Origin of the sequence: Methylobacterium oryzae, assembly GCF_021398735.1 — a bacterium.
Taxonomy (GTDB): domain Bacteria; phylum Pseudomonadota; class Alphaproteobacteria; order Rhizobiales; family Beijerinckiaceae; genus Methylobacterium.
In genome coordinates this window covers 3,440,726-3,467,150 of record NZ_CP090349.1, presented here as the reverse complement: position 1 = coordinate 3,467,150, position 26,425 = coordinate 3,440,726, and the positions used below count along the sequence as shown (strand labels likewise).

The window sequence follows — 26,425 nt, the reverse complement described above, 5'->3', positions numbered from 1 at the left end:
CAAGGGTCAACGGAATGATGTCCCTATTTTTCATCGATTCGTAGAAATGGATCCCGTGGTATGCACGACGAACAGGACACGACCGTCCTCAGACAGGCATGTCAGAGAACTTAATTCTACGGAGTCGCGCCCGGCGGCGGCGCCCGGACGACTTTGTTGTCAGGAAAAATCTTTCGCGCGTCTCAGATGCCGTCCCCGTAGCCGAAGGACTGGTCCATGCTGAGCGCCGGCTCCTCGTCGACGGGCAGGCGCGAGACGACCCGGGCCGGCACGCCCGCCACAGTCGTGTGGGGCGGCACGTCCTGCAGCACCACCGCGGCGGCCGCGACCTTGGCGCCCGCCCCGACGCGGATGTTGCCCAGCACCTTGGCGCCGACGCTGAGCAGCACCCCGCGCTCGATCTTGGGATGCCGGTCGCCGCTCTCCTTGCCGTTGCCCCCGAGCGTCACCGACTGGAGGATCGAGACGTCGTCGGCGATCACCGTGGTCTCGCCGATCACCACGCCGGTGGCGTGGTCGATGAACACCCCCGAACCGATCCGGGCCGCCGGGTGGATGTCGCAGCCGAACACCTCGGAGATCCGGCTCTGGACGTGCAGCGCCAGGGTCGCCCGGCCCCGGTGCCAGAGCCAGTGGCCGACCCGGTACGCCTCGAGCGCGGCGAGTCCCTTGTAGAACAGGAACGGGTCGAGGTAGCGGCGGCAGGTCGGGTCGCGCTCACGGATCGCCACGAGGTCGCGCACCGCGTGGGCGCCGGCCTGCGGGTCGGCCTCGAAGGCCGAGAGGCACAGGTCGCGCATCGACAGGCGAGCGAGGTCGCCGTCCCCGAGCCGGTGGGCGAGGCGGTAGGCGAGGGCCTGGGCCAGCGAGCGCTGGTCGAGGATCGTCGCCTGGATGATCCCCGCATAGAGGGGCTCCTCGATCAGGGCCGCCTCGGCCTCGGCGCGCAGGGCGGCCCAGACTTCGGCCTCCGCGGTGCTGCGGCTCGTGATGCGCAGGGGCGGCTGGACCACGGCCATCGTGGCGCCCGCGGCGGGCAGGGCAGCGTGATGCATCGGTCGTCGCCGATCACGGCAGGGGGCGGAACGGGCCGGGCCGGCCGCGCTCCAGGGCGTCGTGCCCCTGGACCGTCACGCCCACATTGGCCGGGGCGTCGCCCCGCATCATCGTCCCCGGGGCCATGGTGTCGTCTCCCTCGAACCGGTCGCGGTAGCGGCCCGATTCCGCCGCCGGCGGCGCCGGCGAGAAGTCTCTTCCGGATGCCCCGGCCCGGCGGAGAAGGTTTCGACCGCACGAGCGCGTTGCCGGAGCATTGTTTCGCTAAGTTGTTGTTACAAAATGATATTCAGGCATCGCGCCGGCTTTGGCAAGTCCCGGGAGCCGGCCGTCGCCGACCGGCACCGGCGATCGATCGCGGCCGCGATCCGGGCATATCTCCGCCGACCCCGTGCTTCTGCTCCGGCTCGCGGCTTCGACGAACAACCTGCGCTGCAAGTCCTCGCCAATTTGGCAGCACATTCTCGGGCCTGGCGTCTACATTGACGGCGTCGACATACAGTTGATGCGGAGCCCAACGGAGGTTTGCCGTGATCACCAGCAAGGAACGGTTCGCCCGGATGACTGCGCCGTGTCTGCCGTGTTGCCGCGTCCAAGAGGAGGAGAGCGCACGACATCAGACACGCGAGGCGACCACCGATGCTGACCTATGACACGACCCGGAACACCCGTCCCGACCTGAGCCCCGAACCGGCCGCCGCCCTCGGCCGGGCCCTGTCCCGGAGCGTCCGCTCCCATCCCTCCCACGAACGCGCCGCCCTCGCGAGCGCCCTCGACGACGGCCTGATGCCCGACGAGGTCGCGCAGATCCTCGCCGGCCGCCCGGTGGCCGAGGCCTTCCCGATCCGCTGGGGCGAGAGCCCGGAAGCCTACGCGTCCCGGGCCGTGTCCGAGATGTTCGTCGCCTACCTCCAGTAGGCGCGTCGCTGCCGGCCGCGCCGGCCTCTCCGACCACGAACGATGGAAACCTGCCATGTCGGTCTTCCCCCGCGGGTGGAGGCGCTGGACGGGGACGGCCGCCTGCGCGCTCGCCCTGGCGCCCGCCCTGGCGCTCGGTGCCGCCGGCCCGGCCGCGGCCGGAAACCCGCCGAAGGGCCGCGGCGCGGCCGGCGTGCCGGACGTCCCGGCCCGGCTCACGGTCGGGCCGGGCGGACGGGACCTGAGGCTCGCGGGCGATCTCGCGGCCGGGGTCGCCGCGCGGGTCCGGGCCATCCTCGCCGCGCACCCGCGGATCGCCCGGATCCATCTCACGAGCGACGGCGGCCTCGTAGAGGAGGGGGCGGCGATCGGGGCGCTCGTGGCGGCCCGCGGCCTCGCCACCTACGTCCCCGACGCCTGCGCCTCGGCCTGCACGCTGATCTTCATCCGCGGCCGGACGCGCTACCTCGCGACCGGCGGCCGGCTCGGCTTCCACGCCCCCTACGAGATCGGGGCGCGGGGCCGGATGCACCCGGTGGATTCCGCGCCGGAGCGGGCGGCCTACCGGGCCGCCGGCCTGCCGGCGGCCTTCGTGACGCGGGCGCTGGCGGTGCCCCCGGCCGGGATCTGGATCCCGACGGACGGGGACCTGCGCGCGGCCGGCATCGTCACCGAGGTCGTCGGACCGGACCGCTTCCCCGATTCCACCCTGGACGCGGATCCGAGCGCGGCCGGGGCGCGGGCCGCGATCCTGCGGAACCTGCCGATCCTGCGCCAAGCCGAGGCGGCGGGGCTCGACCCGATCGCCCGGTGGTACCGGGACGGCTACGCCGCCGGCCGGCCGGAGGCGGAGGCCGCCGCGGGGTTGAGGTGGATGGCCGCCGGCTACCTGCAGCGGCGCTTCCGGTCGGCCGACGACGCCGTCGTCCGCGCCCTGGGCCAGCGGATCCTGGCGACGCTGGAGCGGGCCGGCGCGGGGGACGCGGCGGCCTGCGGCCTCCTCGCGGCCGGCGACCTCGTGGCGCTCGACGCGCGGCTGCGGGCCGAGCGGCCCGCGTCGCACGGGCTCGCCCCGCTCCTCGCCCGGACACGGGCCGCGCGGCCGGACGGGGCGGCCGCGCCCGCCGCGGATCCGGGCACCGCGCGGTCGATGGCCGCAGCGGCGGCCCCCTCGGGCGACTGCGCCGCCCGGATCGCCGCGACGCGGCGGGCCCTCGACCTTGCGGCCCGCGAATCGGCCGCCGCGCTGCGGGCCGTGTTCCTCACGGAGCCGCAGCGGATCCTGGCGAGCCGCGACGGGCCGTAGCGGCCCGCCGACCCTCGACACGCCGCGCCGGCGCCTATCTTCGCACCCGCGGCACGCCCCGGACGGGCGCCGGCCGCGGGGAGATGGGGGTTCGACGGATGCCGGATTATCGCCTGCGCGGGGCGGTCCGTGGCGAGGATGGTGAGATCGGCGCGCCGCGCGTCGACGAGGTGCTCACGGCCGCGGACGCGAAGGAGGCGGTGCGCCTCGCCAACAGCCGCTCGCTGACGATCGAGGACGACGCGGTGAACGCCCTGTGGCTGGTCGACGCCCACGGTACCCTGCTCTGGTCCCTGCGCCGGGCCGACCGGGAATCCTGACGCGAGGCCTGATGCGAGGTCTGACGCGGGCCGGCACCGTCAGCCCGATGCGCGGCGGCCCGTCTCCGGCAGCGCGGCGGCCCCGGCATCGTCGGCGCCCCCGAGATACAGGGACCGGACGTCGTCCCGCGCCCGCAGGGACGCGGCGGTGCCGGCCAGCGCGCTGCGCCCGTTCTCCAGCACCACGGCATGGTGGGCGTGGCGCAGGGCGAGGTGGACGTTCTGCTCGGCCACCAGCAGGGTCAGACCCTCGGCGCGGTTCAGGCCGGCGAGCACCCGGTAGATCTCCTCGACCACGCGGGGAGCGAGCCCCATGGACGGCTCGTCGAGGACGAGCAGCCGGGGCCGCCCCATCAGCGCCCGGCCGATCGCCGCCATCTGCTGCTCGCCGCCCGAGAGCAGGCCGGCGGCGACGCCCCGCTTCGCGGCGAGCCGCGGGAACAGGCCGTAGACCCGGTCCAGATCGGCGCGCACGCCGCCGCGGCCCGTACCGCGCCCGAGCCCGCCCGCCACGAGGTTTTCCTGGACGCTCAGGCTCCGGAAGCAGTGGCGCCCCTCCAGCACGCCGACGAGCCCGGCGCGGACGAGGACGTCGGTCCGGGTCCGCGTCACGTCGCGCCCGTCATAGGCGAGGCGCCCGGCCGTGACCCGGCCGCGCAGGGCCGGCAGCAGGTTCGACACCGCCCGCAGCAGGGTCGTCTTGCCGGCGCCGTTGGCGCCGACCAGGGCGACGATCTCCCCCGCCCGGACCGCGAGGTCGACGCCGTGCAGGGCGTGCACCGCCCCGCCGTAGACGACCTCCAGGGCCTCGACCTGCAGGAGGGGCAGCGCGGTGCTCACCGGGCGCTCACCGGGCCGCCGCGGCGGCCTGCTTGCCGGCCGCGTCCGCGGCCTCCTCGGCGGCGCAGTCGCGCGGGGTGATGCCGCGCTCCTTGGCGTAGGCGGTCGCGGACGCCTCGATGATCGGGCGCAGGCTCGCCCAGTCGGGGGCGATCCAGTCGGACACCACGGTCCACTTCGCCCCGTCCCATTGCTGGAAGGTGACGCGGCCCTCGCCCTCGTGGTTGGCGCAGGTGACGTTGATCGAGTGGAACAGGCCCTTGGCGCCGAGCGCCGCCACCCGGGCCTCGTCGAGGCGCAGGTGCTCGAAGCCCCAGCGCACCTCGTCGCCGGTGAGCGTCCGCTGGCCGAACCGCGCTTGCGCGATGCGCACCGCCTCGACGTTGAGGATGCCGTTCAGCACCCCGAGATTGTGGTAGACGCTGCCGATCCGCTTCCGGTCGGCGAGGTTGCCGTTGCCGGCCCCGTAGACCCTGCCGACGACCTCCTGGATCACCGGGTAGGCGGTGCCCGAGGCCTGGGTCGTGATGGCGACGTAGCCCTTGGCGGCGTCACCGGCCGGGATCACGTCCTCCTCCGAGTTCGACCAGACATTGCCGACGATGCGGTCGGCCGGGAAGCCGGTCTTCTGGGCGGTCTTCAGGGCCACCGGATTCATCACGCCCCAGCCGCGCAGCACCACGAAGTCGGGCCTCAGGCGCCGGATCGTGAGCCACTGCGACTGCTGCTCGTTGCCGGGATGGGGCACCTCGATCTGCGCGACGGTGAAGCCGTAGCGCTCGGCGAGCCGCGCGTAGATCGGGATCGTCTCCTTACCGTAGGGCGAGCCGTGGTAGAGCACCGCGACGGTCTTGCCCTTCAGCTTGTCGAGGCCGCCCGCGCGGGTGCCGAGATACTGGATGATGCCGCTCGTCTCGCTGTAGGGGTTGAGCAGCAGCGGGAACACGTAGGGGAAGACGCGCCCGTCGGTGGAGTCGGTGCGGCCGTGGTTGATCGTGATCAGCGGCACCTTGTCGGCGGTGATGCGGTCGATCATCGCGTAGGCGATGCCCACCGAGAGCGGGTTCCAGGCGGCGATGCCGGGCCGGGACTTCAGCCGCTCGTAGACCTCGACGCCGCGCTCGACCTCGTACTGGGTCTCGCCCTCGCTCCAGGTGAGCTTGACGCCGTTCACCCCGCCGTCGCGGGCGTTGATCAGGTTGAGATAGTCGATGAAGCCGCCGAAGAAGCCGGTCCCGCCGGCCGCGTAGGGGCCGACCCGGTAGCTCTGGAGCGGGAAATACTGCTCGTCGGCCCAAGCGGCCCGGGGGGCCGCGCCGGCGAGCGCGACGGTGCCGGCGAGGAGCGCGGCGCGGAGACGGGTCGTCAGGGGCATGGTCGTCCTGGGGTTGGTCGGGCGGGGAGGGGATCAGGCCGCGCGGCGGCCGAGGCGGCGGCCCGCCCGGTCGAGGAGGGCGGCGAGGCCGGCGGGCTCGCGGATCAGCACGGCGACGATCAGGGCGCCGAGCACGACGCGCTGGACCATCTCCAGGGTGCCGGAATCGAACCCGTCGCCGAGCAGCGCCGCGCCGAGGCGCGACAGGAGCAGGGGCAGCACCACGATGAAGCCCGCGCCCAGGAAGGCGCCGCGCAGGGTGCCGAGGCCGCCGATGATCACGATGAACAGGATCTGGAAGGAGCGGTCGAGGTTGAACCCCGCCGGCTCGACGGTGCGCAGATACGCGAAGGCCCAGAGCGCCCCGGCGATCCCGATCACGAAGGACGAGGCCGCGAAGGCCAGGAGCTTGGTCCGGGCGACCCGCACGCCGACGAGGCGGGCGGCGGTCTCGTTGTCGCGGATCGCCACGAGGTTCCGCCCCGTGGGCGAGGTCACGAGCCTCCACGCGACGAAGGTCAGCAGCGTGACCACCGTGAGCGTGACCAGGTAGCGGCCGCGCGGGTCGTCGAAGGACAGGCCGGCCACCGCCAGCCGGGGGGCGGTGACGATGCCCGAGGGGCTGTCGTCGGAGATCCAGCCGATCCGGTTCAGCGCCCAGGCCACGAAGAACTGCACGGCGAGCGTCGAGACCGCGAGGTAGAAGCCCCGCAGGCGCAGGGCCGGCAGCCCCGCCACCAGCCCGGCGAGCGCCGCCACGAGGCCGGCGAGCAGGAGCGACGCCGGGAGCGGCAGGCCGGGCAGGCGCAGCGACAGGTTGAAGGCCGCGTAGGCCCCGACCGCCATGAAGGCGGCCGAGCCCAGGGAGAGCAGCCCGGCATAGCCGGTGAGCAGATTGAGCCCGAGGCCGGCCAGCGCCAGGGCCAGGAACGGCGTCAGCAGCGCCTCGAACAGGTAGCTCGTGCCGGTGAGCGGAAGGATCCCGTAGGCCAGGACCAGCAGGGCGCCGAGGCCGAGGGTCCCGGCGGGCAGGTGCGGGCGCGGCACGGCGCGGGGGAGGGCCACCACGGCGGCTCAGACCCGCTCGACGGCGCGCAGGCCGAGCAGGCCCGACGGCCGGACCAGCAGGAAGCCCAGGGCCGCCACGTAGGCGATCCAGCCCTCGATGCCGCCGCCGATGACCGGCCCGAGATAGACCTCGGACAGCTTCTCCGCCGCGCCGACGAGCAGCCCGGCCACGATCGCCCCGGCGACGGAGTCGAAGCCGCCGAGCACGAGCACCGGCAGCGCCTTCAGCACCACCAGCGACAGGGAGAACTGCACGCCGAGCCGCGCCCCCCAGAGCAGCCCCGCCACCAGCGCGACGATCCCGGCGGCGATCCAGACCGCCGACCAGATCCGGGGCAGGCGCAGGCCGGTGTTGAGGGCGGCGAGCGGATCGTCCGCCACCGCCCGGAAGGCGAGGCCGGTGCGGGTGTAGCGGAAGAAGGCGGCGAGGACCGCCACCATCAGGCCCGCCACCGCGGCGGCGAACAGGTCGAACCGGCTGACCAGCACGCCGCCGAGATCGATCGGCGTCTCGTCGATGCCGAGGTCGAGGCCGTGGACCTGGGTGCCCCAGGCGAGCTGGGCCGCGCCCTCGATCACGTAGGCGACGCCCAGCGTCGCCATGAACAGGGTGATGGGCGGCTGGTTGACGAGCGGCCGCAGCACCAGGCGCTCCACGCCGAGACCGACCACCACCATCGCGGCGAGCGTCGCGGCCAGGGCCGCCGGGACGGGCAGGCCGCGCTCGGTCAGGCTCACGAAGGTGAGGGCGGCGAACAGCACCATCGCGCCCTGGGCGAAGTTGAGCACGCCCGAGGTCTTGTAGATCAGCACGAAGCCGATCGCCACGAGGGCGTACATGACGCCCGACAGGAGGCCGCCGACGACAACCTCGATCAGGAAGGCGAGATCCGGGCTCATGCGGCGGCCGCGTCCCCGTCTTCGGCCGCGTCTCCATCCGCGTCTCCATCCGCGGCGGCATCCGCCTCCCCGTCCGCGAGCCCCAGATAGGCCGCGATGACCGCCGGGTCCGCCCGCACCTCCGCGGGCGTGCCGGTGGCGATGCGGCGGCCGTGATCGAGCACGGTCACCCGGTCGGAGAGGCGCATGACGACGCCGATATCGTGCTCGATCAGGACGATCGCGGCCCCGGACCGATCCCGCGCCGCCCGGATGAAGCCGGTCATCTCGGCCTTCTCGGTCGCCGTCATGCCGGCCATCGGCTCGTCGAGGAGCAGGAGCCGCGGCCCGGCCACCAGGGCCCGGCCGAGCTCGACCCGCTTCTGGAGCCCGTAGGGGAGGCTGCCGGCGAGGCGGTCGGCCACCGCCGCGAGGCCGAGGCGTCCGATCACCGCCTCGGCGGCGGCGCGGTGGGCGCGCGCCTCCCGCCGGGCGGAGGGCAGGCCCAGGATCTGGGCCGCGGGCCCAGCGCGCCGCGCGGCTGAGAGCCCCGCGAGGACGTTGTCGCGCACGCTCAGGCCCGCGAACAGGGCGAGGTTCTGGAAGGTTCGGGCGACGCCCAGCGCGGCGAGCCGCCCGGCCGGCACCCGGGCGAAGCTCTCCGCGCCGAGCCGCACCCGCCCGGCCCGCGGCGCGTAGAGGCCGGTGATCGCGTTGATCAGCGAGGATTTGCCGGCGCCGTTCGGCCCGATCACGGCGTGGATCTCGCCGGCCCCGACCGCGAGGTCGATCTCCGCGAAGGCGACGGTGCCGCCGAAGGCGAGGGACAGCCCCTCGACCGACAGGACCGCGTCCGCCCGGTCCCGGTGCGGGCCGCCGCCGGGGCCTGCCGCCGGGCGGGCGGCGGGCCGGGGGAGGGGGGGTCGCCCGTCCCGGACCGGGCGGACGAGGCGCAGCGCAGGCTGCATGGGCAGGAATCCGTCCACGATAGGCCGTCCGCTGCGGCGCGAACCGGCGGAACCCGTTGAGAGAAGGCGAGGAACAGGACGACGACGTGTCCCGAGCCGATATTCCGGCACTCCCGCCCGTCAAATCGGGCTCCGCCGGGCCCACGAAGTCAAAAGCACAGTCTTTTCAATTTCGACACGACGCGCGAACATTCTCCCTCCGGGAGAGTCCGGCGCGGGATCACTGCCCTAGTCCTCGCGATGGGCCGCCCGAACCGCCGAGATATTGCCGCCTCGCGACGGTGACGGGCCCGGATCCGGGCGATTCGGCCAGGTGCGGCGGGCGGAAAGACACCTTACGGTAGCATAAACTAATCTGCGTAAGTATTCATGGCTTGAAACAAAATGTAGGTTCGCGCCCCCACGCCGTCGTGGAGACGCCGCCATGCCAAACCCGCTCGTGCACAAGCTAAATTGCTATGTCGGGCTCTCCGAAGACGACCGGATGTGCTTGGCCGACGCCATGAGCCCGAGCCGCATGGTCGCCGCGCGCACCGACATCATCCACGAGGGCGACGATCCGCGCGCGATCAACGTGATCCTCGAGGGCTGGGCCTGCCGGTACCGGCAGTTCGCCAACGGGCGCCGCCAGATCGTCTCGCTCCTGCTCCCGGGCGACCCGTGCGACCCGCACATCTTCCTCCTCGACGAGATGGATCACGCGATCGGCGCGATCACGCCCGTGCTCCTCGGCCAGATCTCCGGCCCCGCGATGCGGGACGTGATCGCCCGCAGCCCGCGGCTCGACATGGCCTTCCATCGCGAGGCCCTGGCCACCGCGGCGATCCAGCGCGAGTGGACGGTCAGCCTCGGCAGCCGCACCGGGATCGAGCGCCTCGCCCACCTGTTCTGCGAGGTGCACGCGCGCTTGGCAGCCATCGGCCTGAACGACGGGAATACCTGCGCGATGCCGATGACGCAGAACGATCTCGGCGACGCGATGGGGCAGACCAGCGTGCACATCAACCGCACGCTCCAGGAACTGCGCGGCATGGGGCTGATCACCCTGCGCAGCCGGCGCCTGACGATCCACGATCCGGCCGCGCTCGCCCGGCTCGCGCATTTCGACACCGCGTACCTCCATCTCACCGAGGCCGGCCACGCCGCCGCGCGCTGAACCCTGGCCGCCCCGCGGTGATTGAGCCAGGTTGAACGACATCCGGAGTGGCCCGGCATGACAGACCCTCGCGATCCGGCGGAGCGACTCGCGGCCCTCGAGGCCAACAACGCGCGCTTGCGCCGGCTGCTCGACGCGGCGGGGCTCCCGGACGGCCTGCGCCACGGCATGCGCAACACGATGGCGATGATGCGCACCGTCATGCACCGCTCCGCCGAGAGCGCCGCGGATGTCGAGAGCTACGTGGCGCATCTCGACGGCCGGTTCGGGGCGATCATGCGCGTGCAGGCCGCCACGGACGCGTTCGGCGACGCGGACCTGCACACGCTGATCTCGGACGAGCTGATGTTCCACCTCGCCCGCGAGGGCGAGCAGGCCAGCCTCGCGGGCCCGCGGGTGCGCCTCCGCCCCAAGGCCGCCCAGGTCGTCGCGCTGGCCCTGCACGAACTGGCCAGCAACGCGGTGGAGCACGGATCCCTGGCGCTCCCCCAGGGCCGGATCCGCGCCGCGTGGCGGGTGACGGACGCGGAGGCCGGACCGCCCGTCCTCAGCCTCGACTGGGCCGAGACCGGCGGCCGCGGTGTGCAGGCCTCCGGACGGCGCGGCTTCGGCACGGACGTGCTGACGGAGATGCTGGCCTACGATCTCGGCGCGGCGGTCGACCAGCGCTACGAGCCGGACGGGCTGCGCTGCGCGATCCGCGTGCCGCTCACGGCCCAGATCGGGCGCCGCGTGGCCGAGGATCCCGAGACGGACTGGGACGGCGACGGCCGGTGAGCCTCACGAGCCGGACGCCGCCCGCACCTGCCCGGTCATCTGCGGCAGCGCGCCGAGCGCCTCCACGGGCGGGTTCGGGCCGGGCAGGAGCAGGTAGTCGGGCGTGAACCCGGAAAACTCCCGCAGACGCTCGAGATTCGGCACGCGCACGCTCTTGCGCCCGCTCTCGATCAGGCCGGCCCTGCGCAGATCGGAGAGGACGCGCGAGAGGTGGACGTTCGAGAGCCCCGCCGTGTCGGCCAGTTCGGACTGCGCCAGCGGCAGGCGGTAATCGGGCTCCAGGCCGAGGCCGACGGCGTTCAGGCGCGCGAAGAGCTCGCAGATGATGTGGGCGACCTGCCTGTCGGCGGACCGGCGCCCCACCCCGACGAGCCATTCCTGCAGGACGGCCTCGTCGACCAGGATCGACCACCAGAGGGCGCGGTAGATGTTGGGCCGGAGGGCGGCGAGTTCCTTGATCGTCCGGTAGGGGACCGAGGCGACGGTGCAGGGCGTCAGCGTCGCCACGGAGTGGATCGCCCGGTTGAGCAGGGACGCGTGCAGGTCGCAGCCGTCGCCGGGCACGAGGTAGGCGAGGATCGAGCGCCCCCCGTCGGGCACCAGCTTGTAGCGGCAGGCGAACCCGTCGAGGATCACGTAGGCGGCGTCGGGCCGCACGCCTTCCGAGACCAGGTCGCGGCCCGCCTCGACCTGCGCGACATCGCTGGTGGCCGCTGCCAGGGCGGCCACGTCGCCCTCGTCCAGGTTCGCGCGCAGGGCCAGCTTCCGAAGGAAGGGGTTCAAGGGATCTCCCGGACATCCTGCCACGCGCGCGGAGCCGCCTCTGCGTAAACGCGTGACGGCTTATCCTTACTCCGCGAACGCATCAAATGATCGCCACGCCCGGATGCGGCTCTCGGCGCGATCGGACCGGGGCCGCCTCCCGGCATCGGCCGCGAAGGTCGTACCGGATCGCGCTGGGGTCGCGCCGCGCCGTGCCCGTCGGGGCATGGGGCCGGGTCGGCGTATCAGGAGAGCGGCAGCGTGCGCAGGACTGTGCCGTTCGCGTCGTGGATCTCCATCCGCCAGCCCGCCGCAGCGTCCGGCAGCTCGCCGGCCTTCCGGAACTCCTCGATCAGCACCAGCGCCTCCGCCTCCGCGTGCGCGACCGACGCGGCGAGGACGCCGGTCTCGTCCTCGATCGTCTCGCCGTCGCTCCTCAGGCGGAAATAGTAGCGCTCTGCCATGACAGCCTTCAGCCCAGGACCCCCTCCCGCCCCGGCGGACGGGTGCCGCCCGCCCCGCGGGCTGAGGTAAGTGGCATCGATCCGCATCCGTTCAACGTGCTGGCGAGATTGCGGTCGCCGGTGCCCACCGCTTGGTCCGCCCGCCCCCCGACGTGCCCCCCGACGCCGCAGGACGCGGCACGGCGCTGCCGCTCCGGCGGGCGAAACGCCGTCCTTCTGGGCGCCGGCGCGCCCCGAGCAGCCTCCCGGCGCGCCATGCCTAAATAATTGGCACACGATTTGCGAAGCCCGGCCCGTCGCGAGGAAGACGACGCAGGGGACCGCCATGAAGGCATTTGGAACTTGGGCCTCGGCCGCCGCGCTGGCCGCCGGGCTGGCGATGGGCACGCTGGGAGCGGGCGCCGCCCGGGCGCAGGAGACCATCAAGGTCGGGATCCTGCACTCGCTGTCGGGCACGATGGCGATCTCGGAGACCACCCTCAAGGACGCGATGCTGATGCTCATCGCCGAGCAGAACGCCAAGGGCGGCGTGCTGGGCAAGAAGCTGGAGCCGGTGGTGGTCGACCCGGCCTCGAACTGGCCGCTCTTCGCCGAGAAGGCTCGCGAGCTGATCAGCAAGGACAAGGTCGCGGCCGTGTTCGGCTGCTGGACCAGCGTGTCGCGCAAGTCCGTGCTGCCGGTCTTCAAGGAGCTCGACAACATCCTGTTCTACCCCGTCCAGTACGAGGGCGAGGAGAGCGAGCGGAACGTGTTCTACACCGGCGCCGCCCCGAACCAGCAGGCGATCCCGGCGGTCGACTACCTGATGTCGGAGGATGGCGGCGGCGCGAAGCGCTGGGTGCTGGAGGGGACCGACTACGTCTACCCGCGCACCACCAACAAGATCCTCGAAGCCTACCTCAAGTCCAAGGGGGTCAAGGACGAGGACATCATGATCAACTACACGCCGTTCGGCTTCTCGGACTGGCAGACGGAGGTGTCGAAGATCAAGGCGTTCGGCTCGGCCGGCAAGAAGACCGCCGTGGTCTCGACCATCAACGGCGACGCCAACGTGCCGTTCTACAAGGAGCTCGGCAACCAGGGTATCAAGGCCACCGACATCCCGGTCGTCGCCTTCTCGGTGGGCGAGGAGGAGCTCGCCGGCATCGACGCCAAGCCGCTGGTCGGCCACCTCGCCGCCTGGAACTACTTCGAGTCGATCAAGACGCCGGAGAACGAGGCCTTCATCAAGAAGTGGCAGGCGTTCAAGAAGAACCCCAAGGCCGTCACCAACGACCCGATGGAGGCCCACTATATCGGCTTCAGCATGTGGGTGAAGGCGGTCGAGAAGGCCGGCACCACGGACCCCGACAAGGTGATCGACGCGCTGCCGGGCATCGAGCAGAAGAACCTCACCGGCGGCACCGCGAAGATGCTGCCGAACCACCACATCACCAAGCCGGTCTTCATCGGCGAGATCGAGTCGAACGGCCAGTTCGACGTGGTCTGGAAGACCGAGGGCCTGATCCCCGGCGAGGCGTGGTCGAAGCAGCTCGAGGGCTCGAAGGACCTCGAGGCCGACTGGGTCAAGCTCAAGTGCGGCAACTACAACACCAAGACCAAGTCCTGCGGCGGCGCGTAAGCCCTGCACCTCCTCTCCCCGCGAGCGGGGAGAGGGGACACGCGCCTCACCCGTGTGGGGCGCACCGCTCCCGGCTCGCAGAACGGCCCCGATGCTTCGTCTCCTGACTCTCCTCGTCCTGCTGCTCTGCGCCCCGGCGCTCGCGCAGGCGCCCGATCCCTACGCGCAGCTCGCCGGCGACGGCTACGCCGAGATCGAGGCCGGCGTCTCCGGCCTCGCCGCCTCTGGCGACCCGCGCGCCGACGCGATCCTCTCGGCCCTGTCGGACGGCCGCCTGCTGGTGGGCCCGGACAAGACCCTGCTCATCCGGCAGGGCGGCGCCGTCGTGGATGCGAGGACCGGCGCCCCGGCCGCCGACAGCCCCGACCTCAAGCCGGTGCGGGCCAACAACCGCGTCCGCCGGGCGATCGAGGCCGCCCGCGGGCAGCTCGACCTCGCGAGCCCCGACCCGGCCCGGCGCCGGGCCGCCGCCGACGCGGTGTTCAAGGCGCGGGACGTGGCCGCGCTGCCGGCCCTCGACGCGGCGCTCGCCCGCGAGACCAGTCCGGGCGTCCGGCAGGCGCTCACCGAGGCCCGCGCCGCCGTGCTGCTCGCGAGGCCGGGCACCGCGGAACCCGACCGGATTGCCGCGATTCCAGCCATCCAGGCCCGGGGCGATGGCGACGCGATGGGCATCCTGCGCGGTCTCGCGGCGGATCCGAGCGAGGCCGTGCGCGCCGCCGCCGCCCGCGGCATCGCGGCGATCGAGACGCGGCTCGCGATAATCGGCGCCCTCCAGAACGTCTGGTACGGCATCTCGCTCGGCTCGGTCCTGCTGCTCGCCGCCATCGGGCTCGCCATCACCTTCGGGGTGATGGGCGTGATCAACATGGCCCACGGCGAGATGGTGATGCTCGGCGCCTACACGACCTACCTCGTGCAGGAGCTGATCCGCACCAAGGCGCCCGTCCTGTTCGGCTGGTCGCTGGCGATCAGCATCCCCTGCGCGTTCCTGGTCGCCGGCCTCGTCGGGGTGCTGATCGAGCGGTTCATCATCCGCTTCCTGTACGGGCGCCCGCTGGAGACGCTGCTCGCCACCTTCGGGGTCAGCCTCGCGCTGCAGCAGGGCGTGCGCTCGATCTTCGGCCCAACCAACCGCGAGGTCGGCGCCCCCGCCTTCATGAGCGGCGCCTTCGACTTCTACGGCCTGTCGATCACCTGGGGCCGGATGTGGATCATCGTGTTCGCGTTCGCCGTGTTCCTTGGCCTCCTGTTCGTGCTGCGGAAGACGTCCTTCGGCCTGAAGACCCGGGCGGTCACCCAGAACCGCCGCATGGCCGCCGCGATGGGCATCCGCACCCCCTACGTCGACGCCCTGACCTTCGGGCTCGGCTCCGGCATCGCGGGGATCGCGGGCGTCGCCCTCTCGCAGATCGACAACGTGTCGCCCAATCTCGGCCAGGGCTACATCATCGACTCGTTCCTCGTGGTGGTGTTCGGCGGCGTCGGCAACCTCTGGGGGACGCTGGTGGCGGCGCTGACGCTCGGCGTCGTGAACAAGCTCGCCGAGCCGTATATCGGCGCGGTGCTCGCCAAGATCGGCCTCCTGATCTTCATCATCCTGTTCATCCAGAAGCGCCCGCGCGGCCTGTTCGCGCTCAAGGGCCGGGCGGTGGAATCGTGAGCCCCATACCGCCTCGCACCCCCCTCATCGACCTGAAGGGCTGGATCTTCCTCGCCGTCCTGGCCGCCTTCTGCCTCGCCGTGCCGGTGCTGAATCTCGCGGTGCCGGAGGGCTCCGGCCTGCACCTGCCGACCTACCTCGTCTCGCTCTTCGGAAAATACCTCGCCTACGCGCTGCTCGCGGTCAGCCTCGACCTCGTCTGGGGCTATTGCGGCATCCTCTCGCTCGGCCACGGGGCGTTCTTCGCCCTCGGCGGCTACGCGATGGGCATGTACCTGATGCGCCAGATCGGCGCCCGGGGCGTCTACGGCAACCCAGTCCTGCCCGACTTCATGGTGTTCCTGAACTACAAGGCGCTGCCCTGGTACTGGTACGGCTTCGACCACTTCGCCTTCGCGGCCCTGATGGTGCTGCTGGTGCCGGGCCTGCTGGCCTTCGTGTTCGGCTGGCTCGCCTTCCGGTCGCGGGTGACCGGCGTCTACCTGTCGATCATCACCCAGGCGCTGACCTACGCGCTGATGCTCGCCTTCTTCCGCAACGACATGGGGCTCGGCGGCAACAACGGGCTGACCGACTTCAAGGATCTCCTGGGACTCTCGGTTCAGGCACAGAATTTCCGCGTCGGCATCTTCGTGGCCACCGGAATCGCGCTGGCGCTGGGCTACCTGATCGCCCGGGTCATGACGGTCTCGGCCTACGGCAAGATCCTGATCGCCGTGCGCGACGCCGAGAGCCGCACGCGCTTCCTCGGCTACCGGCCGGAGCACTTCAAGACGCTGGCCTTCACGGTCTCGGCCATGATGGCGGGCGTCGCCGGCGCCCTCTACGTGCCGCAGGTCGGCATCATCAACCCGGGGGAGTTCGCGCCCACCAACTCCATCGAGACGGTCATCTGGGTGGCGGTGGGCGGTCGCGGCACGCTGGTCGGCGCGGCGCTCGGCGCCGTGCTGGTCAACTACGCCAAGACCGTGCTCACCGGCGCGATGCCGGACGCGTGGCTGTTCGCGCTCGGCGGCCTGTTCGTGTTCGTGACGCTGTTCCTGCCGCGCGGCCTCGTCGGCACCGCGATCGAGCGGTTCGGCTCCCGGCGCGCCGCCGCCAAGCTGCCGCCGGAGCCCGCCATCGCCCCGAAACTCGCCGAAGAAGGGCAGGGCTCGTGAGCACCGACCTCCTCGAACCGCCGGATGCCGCTGCCCGCGGCCCCGCCAACCGGAAGCGCGAGACGGACGCGCTCCTCTACCTCGACGACCTGCGGGTGACCTTCGACGGCTACAAGGCCCTGCGCGGCCTGTCGCTGACGCTGGCCCGCGGCGAGTTGCGGGCGATCATCGGCCCGAACGGCGCCGGCAAGACCACCATGATGGACTGCATCACCGGCAAGACGCGGCCGGACAGCGGCATCGCGCTGTTCGACGGCACCCACGACCTGCTCAGGAGCGACGAGCCGGCGATCGCCGACCTCGGCATCGGCCGCAAGTTCCAGAAGCCCACCGTGTTCGAGAGCCACACGGTCGCCGACAACATCCTGCTCGCCCTCAAAGGTCCGCGCGCCGCCTTCGCGTCCCTGTTCGGCTGGCGCAACCGGGTGGAGGCCGCGCGGATCGATTCGCTGCTGGAGACCGTCGGCCTGCTGGCCCACCGGGGCCGCCCGGCGGCCGATCTCAGCCACGGCCAGAAGCAGTGGCTGGAGATCGGCATGCTGCTCGCGCAGGACCCCAAGCTCCTGCTGGTCGACGAGCCAGTGGCCGGCATGACCGACGCCGAGACCGCCGAGACCGCCCGCCTGCTGCGCCGCATCGCCGGCGAGCACGCCGTGCTGGTGGTCGAGCACGACATGCACTTCGTCCGGGACCTCGGCTGCCGGGTCACCTGCCTGCACGAGGGCGCGGTGCTGGCCGAGGGCTCGATCGACGCCGTCTCGGCCGACCCGCGGGTCGTCGAGGTGTATCTGGGACGATGACCATGCTCTCCGTCGACGGCATCGACCTCTATTACGGCGCCGCGCAGGCGCTCCGCGGCGTCTCGCTGACGGCCGAGGCCGGGCGGGTCACCACGGTCCTGGGCCGCAACGGCGTCGGCAAGACCTCGCTGCTGCGGGCGATCGTCGGCCAGCAGCCGGTGCGCTCCGGCGCGATCCGTCTCGACGGCCGCCCGATCCAGGGCCTCGCGCCCTACGACCGGGCCCGGGCCGGGATCGCCTTCGTGCCCCAGGGCCGCGAGATCTTCCCGCTGCTCACCGTCAAGGAGAACCTGGAGACCGGCTTCGCGCCGCTCAGGCGCCGCGACCGCCATATCCCGGGGGAGATCTACGACCTGTTCCCGGTGCTCAAGGACATGCTGCACCGGCGCGGCGGCGACCTCTCGGGCGGCCAGCAGCAGCAGCTCGCCATCGGCCGGGCGCTGGTGACGCGGCCGAAGCTCCTCGTGCTCGACGAGCCCACCGAGGGGATCCAGCCCTCGATCATCAAGGATATCGGCCGGGCGATCACCTACCTGCGCGGCAAGGGCGAGATGGGGATCGTGCTGGTCGAGCAGTATTTCGAGTGGGCCCGGGACCTCTGCGACTCCTACGCGGTGATGGATCGCGGGCAGGTGGTGCTGGCCGGCCCCCGGGCCGGGATGGTCGAGGCCGACGTGCTCCGCTGGATGTCCGTCTAGCGCGCCCGCCGCACGTCCCGCCGCACGTCCCGCCGGCGCCGGGCCCGGGAATACCGCACTTCGATCCGGATATCGGGACGGATAATCAACAATCGGAGCGCGGCCGGGGCCGACATCGACCGCCAAATCTGTGCACACGGCCCCGGTTGGCCAATGTTAAAACACAATTCAGGTCCGCCATGGGGCACAACCACGGGGGGCCCATGACGATCCTGGATCCGATCACCGGCGAGCTGGTCACCATCGCCGTTCCGCGGCCGCGGCCGCAGGCCGGCCCGCGCTGACGGGCGGCGCGCTGTCATGACGAACGCGACCGATCGAAGGGCCGGCCGCCGCGGCGTCCGCGGCGGCCGTGCCCAGGTCCGGACGGTGCCGCCGGGCCTGCTGCTGGCCGGCGGCGTGGGGGCGAATGCCCCGCTGACGGCCGTCGACCTGATCGCCCAGGCCCGCGCGGCCCGGCGGGAGGCCGAGGCCCGCGACGGCGCGGACCGCGCGGAGCAGGGCTGACGCGGCGACCGGGGCCGCCGAGCCGGCGGCCCGCCTCTTGAGATCACCCGCGCGGGATGGTCAGAAGGCCGGCAGTCTCGCGGCAGCCGGCGGGTGAGTGATGAAGTTCGGCGTCCTGATCCTGGCCGGCGCCTGCGGCGTCCTCGTCGGGATCGTCATCGGATACGTCGCGGGAACGCGACTCAGCCAAGCCTTCGCGCAATTGCCGGTGACGGACCGCTCCCCCGCCGCGCAGGCGCTCCGGATCGTGGACCGCATCGCGACCGAGCACGGCCTCGCGCGGGACGCGCTGCTCCGGGCGATGCTCGACCAGCAGGGCGGCCGGACGGGGACCGCGCGTCCCGGCGAGGAGCCGGGCAGGGGGCCGGGCAGGGCCCCGGGCGAACCGGCCCGGTAGGGCGCCGACCGCGCGCCTCACGCGGCCGGCGCCGGCCGGGGGCGCAGCCGGAGGCTCGCGGCGGTGAGCACGGAGCGCAGCTCGGCCGGCCGGACCGGTTTCGAGAGGATCGGGATGTCCGGCGCCCCCAGATCCTCGCGCACGCGCGCCTCGTCGTGGCCGCTCATCACCACCGCCGGCAGCGGGCGGCCGGCGAGCCTCCGGACCGCCGCGATGCAGTCCGTCCCCGTGACGCCGTTCCCGAGCTCGAAATCGGTGATGAGGAGGTCGATCTCCGGCACGGCGTCGGGGATCCCGGTCTCGGGCCGGACGCGGCAGCCCCATTTCTCCAGCAGGCTGGCGGTCGCCCGCAGCACGGCAGCGTCGTCCTCCACCAGCAGCACGCGCAGGCCGCCGATCGTCGCCGGCGGGTCGAGCCGGGCGGGGAGGGCCACGGGCTGCGGGGCCCGGGCGAGGGGCAGGTCACCGATCGTCACGCAGGTCCCGCGCCCCGGCACCGAGCGCAGCGTCACCGTCAGGTCCAGGAGCGCGCCGAGCCGCCGGACGATCGGCAGGCCGAGGCCCACCCCCTCGACGTCCCGGTCGCCGCGGCGGCGGACTTGGTAGAACTCGTCGAAGACCCGCTCCTGATGCGCGACCGGGATCCCGGGGCCGCGATCGTAGACCTGGATGGCGAGCCGGTCGCCCCGCCGGCGGCAGGCGATCAGGATCGGCCGGCCGGGCGCGTACTTGATCGCGTTGTTGACGATGTTCTGGACCATGGTCGTGAGCAGGGCCCGGTCGGTGCGCACCACGACCGCGCAGGCGCGGCTGCGCAGGGCCGTCCCGGCGATCTGGGCGGCCTCGGAGTTCTGGCGCCGGACATCCTCGAGGATGTCGTTGATCGCGACGGGCTCGGGCCGGGGCTCCACCCGTCCGCTGTCGAGGGTCGAGATGTCCAGGAGCGACTTGAACAGGCGCGAGACGCTCTGCAGCGACCGGTCGATGTTCTCGACCATCTGCAGCTCCTCCGGCCCCAGCCGGGCGCCGCGCAGGCAGGCGGTGAACAGGCTGATGGCGTGGATCGGCTGGCGCAGATCGTGGCTCGCCTGCGCCAGGAAGCGCGACTTGGACAGGCTCGCCTCCTGCTCGCGCTCGTAGGCGCCGCGCAGGCGCTCCAGCAGGCTGTAGATGTAGGTCGGCACGAGGACGGTGATGGCCGTCAGCGTCAGGACGAGGAACGGGTTCGCGCGCCAGTACGCGTTGAAGTACGTGGTGACCGCGATCGAGACCAGGGCCGCCGCCGTGGACGCCTTCAGGGCGGTGACGCCGTAGCGCAGGCCGTTGCCGACGATCAGCCGGATGACGATCGCGTAGAGCGGCAGGAACGGCGCGCCGCCCACCGCCATCGTGTAGGTCATCCCGCCGAGGTCGAGGAGGAAGGTGACGACGCGGCGCGGCGTGTTGCTGCCGGGGTTGCGGCTGATCCAGCCGTACAGCGCCACGGCGAAGACCCAGTGGCACGTCACCAGATAGGCGACGAACCGGGCCTCCGGCGGGGCGATCCCGCCGTAGATCTGGGGCAGGAGATACAGGCAGGCGAGGCCGATGACGACGGCCCGGATCAGCGCCTGCGCCTTCTCGTTGTCGTACGTCTCGTCCCGCCGGCGCCGCGACCCGAACATCGTCGGCTCAGGCCCGCTCGGCAGCGACGCCGAGACCGAGACCGAGGCCGGGCACCCGCTCCGCCGGAGCGGACCCCGCGGCGTCCGCCCTGAATCGCGCCGTGCCGGCCCCGGTCTCCCGCTGTCGCTTCATCGTGCAGTCGCCCTGCCGCGTCGCCGCCCGGGATCCGGGCAACGGCGCGCCGCCGTCGCCGATCGCGGACAGATCTGACAAGTCTACCTGAAGGTGATCGACGCCACCAGACGCGGCGGGAGCCCGCGATGTGGCGGCGCGGACGAGTCTTCGGTGCTAGAACCGCTTATTCAGTCTCCGCTACAATGGTCCCCGTGCTGCAGCGAGACGTTCCTGCGGAAAATATGCGGCAGATTATTTTTTACTTCACTGCAGGTCTGATCTCGTCGACCGGCCGCACGCACGGTCGCGGGCGCCGTCAGCGGTAGGTGCCGGCGCCCGGATCGAATCGATAGACCCGGGCATCCCGGTCCGTGGCCGGACGCAGCACCCCGTCCGCGCCCAGCACGGTGCCGCTCAGGGCGACTCGGACCGGGGGCCACGCGGCGGGGTCGCGCGGATCCTCCGGCAGGATCTCCAGCCGTCCCGTGCTCGATCCCAGCCGGCAGGGATCCTCCGAGCAGCCGGCCGTCTCGTCGGCGCCCGCCGCGACCTCGCCCGCGAGCGTCCAGTGCGCCGGCGCGTCGCGGAACTGGAGGAGGAGGTACGAGAAGCCCTGCGATCCGGCCGTCCCGTAGACCGTGAGGCGCAGGCCCATCAGGAGGCGGCCCCGGCTCAGCGGCCTGAACACGGCGCCGAGCCGCTCGTCCACCTCCGGGGCGCCGCCGTTGCGGTTCCCGGTCCCGATCCGGCCGGACAGGACCTGCACGTCTTCGAGGCGCCAGCGCATATCCTTGAGGACGTAGGTGGCGGCCGCGACGCTCAGCCGGTCGGGCGCCGCGGCGTCCGCGCCCGGGGCCGGCATCGTGACGAAGCCGGTGAACCGGCTCCCGGTCTCGGTGGAGAACATCGCGGCGGTCCAGAATTCCGCCGTGCGGCCGTCCTTCATCCGGCAGGTCTCGGCCTCCTTGTCGGCGGGCCGCCCGCAGATCGCCGCCAGCACCGTGGCGCGCGGCAGCATGGCGAGGTCGGGATCGGCCGCGGCGGGCGCGGCAGCGAGCCCGGCAGCCAGTCCGACCGCCAGTCCGGCCGCCAGCACCGGCAGCACCGCCAGGGCCGGGCCCGTCAGAAAACGCCCGCGGGCCGCGCGCCCGTCTCCCCGTCCCGCCCGTCTCATGCGCCGGGCTCTGCCACGGAGCCCGGCACCGGGCCATTCGGACAGGTGTACGATCGGCCCCGCAGCACGGTCCGCCTCCTCAATCCCCGACGCCGGCCGTGGCGGCCTTCGCGGCCGCGGCGGACCGGGAGGTGACGTCGAGGGCGCGCAGGAGCGCCGAGACGTGGATGCGGACGGTGAAGGGGGAGATCTCGAGTTCCCGGGCGATCTCCTTGTTGGTGCGTCCCAGGGCGACGAGGCGCAGCACGTCGCGCTGGCGCTGCGTCAGGGGCGGGAGCGGGCCGCGCGGCGCGGCGAGACCCGAGACCGGGCTGCGCCGGATCACGAACTCGCCGTCGCGGATCGCCGCGATCGCCTGGGCGATCTCCGCGGCGGGCAGCGCCTTGCCGATGAAGCCGTCGGCACCCTCGGCCATGACGGTCCGGATCAGGCTCTCGTCCTCGATCATCGACACGACGATGATCGAGGCCCGCTCGAACTCGACGCGCAGCGCGCCGATGGAGTGGCGGGGATCGAGGCCGGGGAACAGGAGGTCGAGGAGGAACGCCCGCGGGGGCGCTCCGGCGCGGGCCATCGCCAGGACCTGCTCCATGGTGGCGGCCTCCCGGACCAGGGCCTGCGGGTAGAGCCGCTCCGCGATGCGCCGCATGCCCTCGCGGAACAGCGGGTGATCGTCGGCAACGATCAGGGTCTCTCGCGCGGAGCCGTTCATGCCACTCCCGGTCGCAGCATCGGAATCTATCCCCATGACGTCGCGGCGCGGAGCCATGCCGAGGAAAATCCCCGGCGTGTCAAGGCTGCGACGATAGGTCATATACACTAGTAGACCGGTTTTTTCCGCCTGCCTAGAAGTCGGCCGGTCATGGTGACAGGCATCGACCCGCTAATTTCTTCGAATCTTTCCAAAAAGAGCGAGGCTGCAGGTCATGTCGTGCGCGCCGACGCGACGCACGAATTACGTCGTTCCATGTTCGGGGGCCCGCTGGATGTCGGAAGTCGAACACCAGAATGCTGAGCGGCAGGCTCAGGATAGGCTTTCCGAGCCCCGCGCGGCCCCGAGCGCCCCGCCCGCCGCCAAGGCGGGCCTCTCGCCGAGCCTCATCGCGATCGTGGGCGGCCTGGTGGCGGCGGGCGCCGTCGCGGGCGTGCTGCTCTCGGGCGGCGGCGAGACCGCCGGGACGGCCGCGCGGCCGGCCCTGACGCTGGTCAAGGCGGGCGAGATCGACAAGGCCGCCGAGACCCTGCCCTCCGACGAGAAGGACAAGATCGTCGCGGAGGCCAAGGCCTGCCGAGCCCCGCTGGGCCAGATGCGCCTGTCGAAGATGGCGGCCGATGCCGGCGGCGTGGTGCGCATCCGGGCCGGGAACTACCTGTCCCCCGCCTTCAACGTCGCCGACGGCCCGATCAACATCGCGGTCCCGTTCCCGGCGCCCTACGAGACCGGCAAGGGCGAGATCACCATCGAGGGCGCCGCCAAGGACGTCTTCGTCGAGCTGACGCCGGGCCTGAAGATCGACACGACCGGCGGCGTCCAGCGGATCCCCGTGATCTGGAATACCAGCAAGCCCTGCGGAGGCTGACGGATGTCGAAATCCGCCATCCTCCCCTTCGTCGTCTCCGGGCTGGTGGTCGCGGTCCTCACCCCGCTCCTGCTGAGCACCGATTACGGCCCGATCGCCTGGTGGAACGCCGCCGGGCCGGAGCTGCGCTGGAAGGCGGCGATCGGGATCGCCGTCGCCCTGCTGGCGGCTCTGGGCCTCGCCGCGACCGCGACGGCCGCGCGGAAGGCGGAGGCCGGCCTCGGGCAGCCGGCCGGCGGCCTGCTGGCCCTGCCGCGCCTGATCGTGGCGCCGCGCCGGGTCGTGGAGGCCCGGTCCCCCGAGGCCGTGATCGCGAATCTCGAGGCCATGGTCGGGCTCGCGCCGGTCAAGCGCGAGGTCAACGCCCTGATCGCGCGGCTGGAGCTGGAGCAGCGGCGGCGCGCCGAGGGCCTGCCGGTGGCGGCGATCAGCCAGCACATGGTGTTCACCGGCCCCCCCGGCGTCGGCAAGACCGAGGTGGCGCGGGCGATCGGCGAGATCTACCGGTCCCTCGAGGTGCTGCGCCGCGGGCATCTCGTGGAGGTCGACCGCGCGGCCCTGGTGGCTGGTTATGTCGGCCAGACCGCGGCCAGGACCCTCGAGAAGTGCCACGAGGCCCTCGACGGCATCCTGTTCATCGACGAGGCCTACACCCTGGCCGCCGGCGGCGGGGGCGGCGGCGACTTCGGCAAGGAGGCGATCGACACCCTCCTCAAGTTCATGGAGGACAACCGCGACCGGATCATCGTGATCGTCGCCGGCTACACCAACGACATGCGCCGGTTCATCGACACGAATCCCGGCCTCGCCGGCCGGTTCACCAAGATTATCGAGTTCCCGCCCTACAGCCCGAAGGATCTCTGCGAGATCCTGAAGCGCATGGCGGCCCGGCAGCAATTCGCGCTCCCCGAGGGGTTCGAGGCGGCGCTGACCCCCTGGCTCGCGCAGCGGTCCCGCGCCGACGACTGGTCGAACGCCCGCGAGATGCGCACCCTCCTCGAGAAGGCCCGCGAGGCCCAGGCCGCCCGGGTCGCCCTCCAGGGCGGCGACCTGCGCCGCCTGGAGATCGTCGATCTGCTCCGCGCCACCGGCGAGGACGCCTGAGGGCGGCCCGAGGGGCCACGCGCGCCCAGCACCCAGGCCAGCACCCAGGCCATCACCAGGGCCAGCACCAAGGTTCACCACGTCCATGGAACGCCTCGACAAGCATCCGGTCGCGCTCTTCGCGGTCATCGTGCTGGGTGCCACCGGCCTGCTGGTCGCCCTGCGGCCGGACGTGCTCGGGTCGCTCGCCGCGACGCCGTCGGCGCTGCTGCGCAACGGCCTGATCCTCGGCGGCCTCGTCGGCGGCCTGCTCGCGGCGAGCTACATCCCGGCGCGGATCGAGGCGACGCGGCGCGCCCTGGACCGGGCCCGGGCGAGCCGCAAGATCCGCCCGATCCGCTTCGTCGACGACGGCGCGGCCGCGGAGAAGAAGGACCTCCTGGCCACCGCGCTCGCGACCCTCGACGGCATGGTCGGGCTCGACCCCGTGAAGCTGGAGGTGAAGGGCGTCATCGCCCGGATGCAGGTGGAGCAGCAGCGCCGCGCCCAGAACCTGCCGGTGGCGGCCATGAGCCAGCACATGGTGTTCACCGGCCCCCCCGGCGTCGGCAAGACCGAGGTGGCGCGGGTCCTCGGCAGCGTCTTCAAGGCGCTGAAAGTGCTGCGCAAGGGCCACCTCGTGGAGGTCGACCGGGCCGGGCTGGTGGCGGGCTACGCCGGCCAGACCGCGATCAAGACCCTGGAGCGCTGCAAGGAGGCCCTCGACGGCATCCTGTTCATCGACGAGGCCTACGCGCTGGCTCCCGGCGGCGGGAGCGGCGGCGAGTTCGGCAAGGAGGCGATCGACACCCTCCTCAAGTTCATGGAGGACAATCGCGACCGGATCATCGTGATCGTCGCCGGCTACACCAACGACATGCGCCGGTTCATCGACGCGAATCCCGGTCTCGCCAGCCGGTTCACCAAGACCGTCGAGTTCCCGCCCTACAGCCCGCCGGAGCTCGCCGAGATCCTGAAGCGCATGGCCGCGGGCCAGGGCTTCGTCATGCCGGAGGGGTTCGAGAAGGACCTCGCCGCCTATGTCGGGGCCCGGTCGAAGGCCGAGGACTGGGCCAACGCCCGCGAGATGCGCACGGTCCTGGAGAAGGCCCGCCAGGCGCAGGCGCTGCGCCTCGCCGCCAGCCCCGGCGGCGACATCAACCGGCTCGAACCCGCCGACATCGCCGCGGCCCTCGGCCGCCAAGCCGGCGGCGCGGTCGACATGGACGCGGCCCGGAAGGTCATGGCCCGCCTCGACGCGATGATCGGGCTCGCGCCGGTCAAGGAGCAGGTGAAGACCGTGGCGGCGCGGGTGCTGGTCGATGCCCGGCGCCGCGCCGAGGGCATCGAGGTCGGCGCGGTGAGCCAGCACATGGTCTTCACCGGGCCCCCCGGCGTCGGCAAGACCGAGGTGGCGCGCATCATGGGCGACATCTTCCGGACGCTCGGCGTCCTGCGGAAGGGGCACGTGGTCGAGGTCGACCGGGCCGGGCTGGTGGCAGGCTACGTCGGCCAGACCGCGGCCAAGACCCTGGAGCGCTGCCGCGAGGCCCTCGACGGCATCCTGTTCATCGACGAGGCCTACACGCTGGCCGAGGGCGGCGGGGGCGGCAGCGACTTCGGCAAGGAGGCGATCGACACCCTCCTCAAGTTCATGGAGGACAACCGCGACCGGATCATCGTGATCGTCGCCGGCTACACCGGCGACATGGCCCGGTTCATCGACACGAATCCCGGCCTCGCCGGCCGTTTCACCAAGACCGTCGCGTTCCCGGCCTACGACCCGTACGACCTCGTCGAGATCCTGCGCCTGATGGCGTCGCGGCAATCGTTCCGGCTGCCGCCGCGCTTCGAGACCCTGCTGATCCCGTGGGTCGAGCAGCGCGCGCAGCGGCACGACTGGGCGAATGCCCGCGAGATGCGCACGCTCCTGGAGCGCCTGCGCGAGGCCCAGGCGATGCGCCTCGCCAGCGATCCCCTGGGCGATTACGGCCAGTTCGAGCTCGTGGATGTCGAGCGGGCGCTCGGCGGCGGGGCCCCGCGCGCCGCCGCCCTGTCGTGACGGCCCGGGAGC

At 72.4% G+C, this 26,425-nt stretch carries 26 protein-coding genes; 15 read left to right on the top strand and 11 right to left on the bottom strand.

Annotation, left to right across the window (positions count from 1 at the left end):
* Positions 1-182: 182 nt before the first annotated feature.
* Positions 183-1,055, bottom strand: coding sequence for a serine O-acetyltransferase (gene cysE, locus LXM90_RS16505; RefSeq protein WP_020095129.1), 873 nt, complete (start codon positions 1,053-1,055; stop codon positions 183-185).
* Positions 1,056-1,695: 640 nt separating this feature from the next.
* Between cysE and LXM90_RS16500 the strand changes: the two genes are divergently transcribed.
* The 3 genes from LXM90_RS16500 to LXM90_RS16490 all read left to right on the top strand — a co-directional run bounded on the left by LXM90_RS16500 (position 1,696) and on the right by LXM90_RS16490 (position 3,600).
* Positions 1,696-1,974, top strand: a complete 279-nt coding sequence (locus tag LXM90_RS16500; protein ID WP_020095131.1) for a hypothetical protein — start codon at positions 1,696-1,698, stop codon at positions 1,972-1,974.
* Between the two features lie 55 nt (positions 1,975-2,029).
* Positions 2,030-3,280: a hypothetical protein gene (locus LXM90_RS16495; RefSeq protein WP_234080795.1), complete on the top strand. Its 1,251-nt coding sequence runs from the start codon at positions 2,030-2,032 to the stop codon at positions 3,278-3,280.
* Positions 3,281-3,378: 98 nt separating this feature from the next.
* Positions 3,379-3,600: a hypothetical protein gene (locus tag LXM90_RS16490; protein ID WP_020095133.1), complete on the top strand. Its 222-nt coding sequence runs from the start codon at positions 3,379-3,381 to the stop codon at positions 3,598-3,600.
* Between the two features lie 39 nt (positions 3,601-3,639).
* Here LXM90_RS16490 and LXM90_RS16485 read toward each other — a convergent pair whose 3' ends face one another.
* Genes LXM90_RS16485 through LXM90_RS16465 form a run of 5 tightly spaced genes read right to left on the bottom strand, consistent with a single transcriptional unit; the run spans position 3,640 to position 8,730 of the window.
* Positions 3,640-4,440 carry an ABC transporter ATP-binding protein gene (locus tag LXM90_RS16485; protein WP_020095134.1) on the bottom strand — a complete coding sequence of 267 codons (801 nt, stop codon included), beginning with the start codon at positions 4,438-4,440 and terminating at the stop codon, positions 3,640-3,642.
* A 7-nt stretch (positions 4,441-4,447) separates the two neighbouring features.
* Entirely contained in the window at positions 4,448-5,815 is a 1,368-nt protein-coding gene (locus LXM90_RS16480) for an ABC transporter substrate-binding protein (RefSeq protein ID WP_205833566.1), read from the bottom strand.
* 33 nt (positions 5,816-5,848) lie between these two features.
* On the bottom strand, positions 5,849-6,883 hold the full coding sequence (locus tag LXM90_RS16475; protein WP_020095136.1) for a branched-chain amino acid ABC transporter permease: 1,035 nt from the start codon (positions 6,881-6,883) through the stop codon (positions 5,849-5,851).
* A 6-nt stretch (positions 6,884-6,889) separates the two neighbouring features.
* Positions 6,890-7,783: a branched-chain amino acid ABC transporter permease gene (locus tag LXM90_RS16470; protein WP_234080794.1), complete on the bottom strand. Its 894-nt coding sequence runs from the start codon at positions 7,781-7,783 to the stop codon at positions 6,890-6,892.
* Complete coding sequence (locus LXM90_RS16465; protein ID WP_020095138.1) at positions 7,780-8,730, bottom strand: ABC transporter ATP-binding protein; 951 nt, start codon at positions 8,728-8,730, stop codon at positions 7,780-7,782. Before LXM90_RS16465 ends, LXM90_RS16470 begins: the two co-directional genes overlap by 4 nt.
* A 424-nt stretch (positions 8,731-9,154) precedes the next feature.
* On the opposite strand from LXM90_RS16465, the gene LXM90_RS16460 reads away from it, so the two are divergent.
* Both LXM90_RS16460 and LXM90_RS16455 read left to right on the top strand, forming a co-directional pair.
* Positions 9,155-9,886 carry a Crp/Fnr family transcriptional regulator gene (locus LXM90_RS16460; RefSeq protein ID WP_205833567.1) on the top strand — a complete coding sequence of 244 codons (732 nt, stop codon included), beginning with the start codon at positions 9,155-9,157 and terminating at the stop codon, positions 9,884-9,886.
* Between the two features lie 57 nt (positions 9,887-9,943).
* The gene (locus LXM90_RS16455) at positions 9,944-10,663 is read left to right on the top strand and encodes an HWE histidine kinase domain-containing protein (protein WP_020095140.1); all 720 of its coding nucleotides are present in this window, start codon (positions 9,944-9,946) and stop codon (positions 10,661-10,663) included.
* A 3-nt stretch (positions 10,664-10,666) separates the two neighbouring features.
* Here the strand turns inward: LXM90_RS16455 and LXM90_RS16450 are convergent, their stop codons facing one another.
* The gene (locus LXM90_RS16450) at positions 10,667-11,446 is read right to left on the bottom strand and encodes a Crp/Fnr family transcriptional regulator (protein ID WP_020095141.1); all 780 of its coding nucleotides are present in this window, start codon (positions 11,444-11,446) and stop codon (positions 10,667-10,669) included.
* Between the two features lie 224 nt (positions 11,447-11,670).
* The gene (locus tag LXM90_RS16445; RefSeq protein WP_020095142.1) at positions 11,671-11,889 is read right to left on the bottom strand and encodes a DUF6894 family protein; all 219 of its coding nucleotides are present in this window, start codon (positions 11,887-11,889) and stop codon (positions 11,671-11,673) included.
* Positions 11,890-12,214: 325 nt separating this feature from the next.
* Between LXM90_RS16445 and urtA the strand changes: the two genes are divergently transcribed.
* From urtA to LXM90_RS16410, 7 genes are all read left to right on the top strand, one after another.
* The gene (urtA, locus tag LXM90_RS16440) at positions 12,215-13,510 is read left to right on the top strand and encodes an urea ABC transporter substrate-binding protein (protein WP_234080793.1); all 1,296 of its coding nucleotides are present in this window, start codon (positions 12,215-12,217) and stop codon (positions 13,508-13,510) included.
* Positions 13,511-13,601: 91 nt separating this feature from the next.
* Positions 13,602-15,173 (top strand): urea ABC transporter permease subunit UrtB, encoded by a 1,572-nt coding sequence (gene urtB, locus LXM90_RS16435; RefSeq protein WP_205833568.1) that lies wholly within the window; start codon positions 13,602-13,604, stop codon positions 15,171-15,173.
* Between the two features lie 5 nt (positions 15,174-15,178).
* Positions 15,179-16,333, top strand: a complete 1,155-nt coding sequence (gene urtC, locus LXM90_RS16430; RefSeq protein WP_026605241.1) for an urea ABC transporter permease subunit UrtC — start codon at positions 15,179-15,181, stop codon at positions 16,331-16,333.
* Positions 16,330-17,133: an urea ABC transporter ATP-binding protein UrtD gene (gene urtD / locus LXM90_RS16425; protein ID WP_020095146.1), complete on the top strand. Its 804-nt coding sequence runs from the start codon at positions 16,330-16,332 to the stop codon at positions 17,131-17,133. The genes urtC and urtD overlap by 4 nt, the downstream gene beginning before the upstream one ends.
* Before the next feature lie 2 nt (positions 17,134-17,135).
* Positions 17,136-17,831, top strand: coding sequence for an urea ABC transporter ATP-binding subunit UrtE (urtE, locus tag LXM90_RS16420; protein WP_020095147.1), 696 nt, complete (start codon positions 17,136-17,138; stop codon positions 17,829-17,831).
* A gap of 300 nt (positions 17,832-18,131) precedes the next feature.
* Positions 18,132-18,338: a hypothetical protein gene (locus LXM90_RS16415; protein WP_020095148.1), complete on the top strand. Its 207-nt coding sequence runs from the start codon at positions 18,132-18,134 to the stop codon at positions 18,336-18,338.
* A 100-nt stretch (positions 18,339-18,438) separates the two neighbouring features.
* Positions 18,439-18,735 (top strand): hypothetical protein, encoded by a 297-nt coding sequence (locus LXM90_RS16410; protein WP_020095149.1) that lies wholly within the window; start codon positions 18,439-18,441, stop codon positions 18,733-18,735.
* A gap of 17 nt (positions 18,736-18,752) precedes the next feature.
* Here LXM90_RS16410 and LXM90_RS16405 read toward each other — a convergent pair whose 3' ends face one another.
* The 3 genes from LXM90_RS16405 to LXM90_RS16395 form a co-directional block, all read right to left on the bottom strand.
* Positions 18,753-20,399 (bottom strand): hybrid sensor histidine kinase/response regulator, encoded by a 1,647-nt coding sequence (locus LXM90_RS16405; protein WP_020095150.1) that lies wholly within the window; start codon positions 20,397-20,399, stop codon positions 18,753-18,755.
* 431 nt (positions 20,400-20,830) lie between these two features.
* On the bottom strand, positions 20,831-21,688 hold the full coding sequence (locus LXM90_RS16400) for a hypothetical protein (RefSeq protein WP_106735945.1): 858 nt from the start codon (positions 21,686-21,688) through the stop codon (positions 20,831-20,833).
* Positions 21,689-21,767: 79 nt separating this feature from the next.
* Complete coding sequence (locus LXM90_RS16395; protein WP_020095153.1) at positions 21,768-22,400, bottom strand: LuxR C-terminal-related transcriptional regulator; 633 nt, start codon at positions 22,398-22,400, stop codon at positions 21,768-21,770.
* 274 nt (positions 22,401-22,674) lie between these two features.
* Here LXM90_RS16395 and LXM90_RS16390 point away from each other — a divergent pair, with 274 nt between their 5' ends.
* The 3 genes from LXM90_RS16390 (at position 22,675) to LXM90_RS16380 (ending at position 26,413) form a co-directional block, all read left to right on the top strand.
* Positions 22,675-23,268, top strand: coding sequence for a hypothetical protein (locus LXM90_RS16390; RefSeq protein WP_020095154.1), 594 nt, complete (start codon positions 22,675-22,677; stop codon positions 23,266-23,268).
* 3 nt (positions 23,269-23,271) lie between these two features.
* A complete protein-coding gene (locus tag LXM90_RS16385) occupies positions 23,272-24,372 on the top strand; it encodes an AAA family ATPase (RefSeq protein ID WP_020095155.1) in 1,101 nt (366 codons plus the stop codon).
* A gap of 85 nt (positions 24,373-24,457) precedes the next feature.
* Positions 24,458-26,413 (top strand): AAA family ATPase, encoded by a 1,956-nt coding sequence (locus LXM90_RS16380; RefSeq protein WP_026605242.1) that lies wholly within the window; start codon positions 24,458-24,460, stop codon positions 26,411-26,413.
* Positions 26,414-26,425 lie beyond the last annotated feature (12 nt).

Bases quoted from the DNA above. Each gene is read 5' to 3' on its own strand.
- LXM90_RS16410 (WP_020095149.1), top strand. From the start codon at position 18,439: ATGAAGTTCGGCGTCCTGATCCTGGCCGGCGCCTGCGGCGTCCTCGTC.
- LXM90_RS16465 (WP_020095138.1), bottom strand. From the start codon at position 8,730: ATGCAGCCTGCGCTGCGCCTCGTCCGCCCGGTCCGGGACGGGCGACCC.
- cysE (WP_020095129.1), bottom strand. From the start codon at position 1,055: ATGCATCACGCTGCCCTGCCCGCCGCGGGCGCCACGATGGCCGTGGTC.
- LXM90_RS16460 (WP_205833567.1), top strand. From the start codon at position 9,155: ATGCCAAACCCGCTCGTGCACAAGCTAAATTGCTATGTCGGGCTCTCC.
- LXM90_RS16500 (WP_020095131.1), top strand. From the start codon at position 1,696: ATGCTGACCTATGACACGACCCGGAACACCCGTCCCGACCTGAGCCCC.
- urtA (WP_234080793.1), top strand. From the start codon at position 12,215: ATGAAGGCATTTGGAACTTGGGCCTCGGCCGCCGCGCTGGCCGCCGGG.
- LXM90_RS16390 (WP_020095154.1), top strand. From the start codon at position 22,675: ATGTCGGAAGTCGAACACCAGAATGCTGAGCGGCAGGCTCAGGATAGG.
- LXM90_RS16400 (WP_106735945.1), bottom strand. From the start codon at position 21,688: ATGAGACGGGCGGGACGGGGAGACGGGCGCGCGGCCCGCGGGCGTTTT.
- urtE (WP_020095147.1), top strand. From the start codon at position 17,136: ATGCTCTCCGTCGACGGCATCGACCTCTATTACGGCGCCGCGCAGGCG.
- LXM90_RS16380 (WP_026605242.1), top strand. From the start codon at position 24,458: ATGGAACGCCTCGACAAGCATCCGGTCGCGCTCTTCGCGGTCATCGTG.
- urtB (WP_205833568.1), top strand. From the start codon at position 13,602: ATGCTTCGTCTCCTGACTCTCCTCGTCCTGCTGCTCTGCGCCCCGGCG.
- LXM90_RS16385 (WP_020095155.1), top strand. From the start codon at position 23,272: ATGTCGAAATCCGCCATCCTCCCCTTCGTCGTCTCCGGGCTGGTGGTC.
- LXM90_RS16470 (WP_234080794.1), bottom strand. From the start codon at position 7,783: ATGAGCCCGGATCTCGCCTTCCTGATCGAGGTTGTCGTCGGCGGCCTC.
- LXM90_RS16415 (WP_020095148.1), top strand. From the start codon at position 18,132: ATGACGAACGCGACCGATCGAAGGGCCGGCCGCCGCGGCGTCCGCGGC.
- LXM90_RS16495 (WP_234080795.1), top strand. From the start codon at position 2,030: ATGTCGGTCTTCCCCCGCGGGTGGAGGCGCTGGACGGGGACGGCCGCC.
- LXM90_RS16455 (WP_020095140.1), top strand. From the start codon at position 9,944: ATGACAGACCCTCGCGATCCGGCGGAGCGACTCGCGGCCCTCGAGGCC.
- LXM90_RS16395 (WP_020095153.1), bottom strand. From the start codon at position 22,400: ATGAACGGCTCCGCGCGAGAGACCCTGATCGTTGCCGACGATCACCCG.
- LXM90_RS16445 (WP_020095142.1), bottom strand. From the start codon at position 11,889: ATGGCAGAGCGCTACTATTTCCGCCTGAGGAGCGACGGCGAGACGATC.
- LXM90_RS16480 (WP_205833566.1), bottom strand. From the start codon at position 5,815: ATGCCCCTGACGACCCGTCTCCGCGCCGCGCTCCTCGCCGGCACCGTC.
- LXM90_RS16405 (WP_020095150.1), bottom strand. From the start codon at position 20,399: ATGTTCGGGTCGCGGCGCCGGCGGGACGAGACGTACGACAACGAGAAG.
- LXM90_RS16490 (WP_020095133.1), top strand. From the start codon at position 3,379: ATGCCGGATTATCGCCTGCGCGGGGCGGTCCGTGGCGAGGATGGTGAG.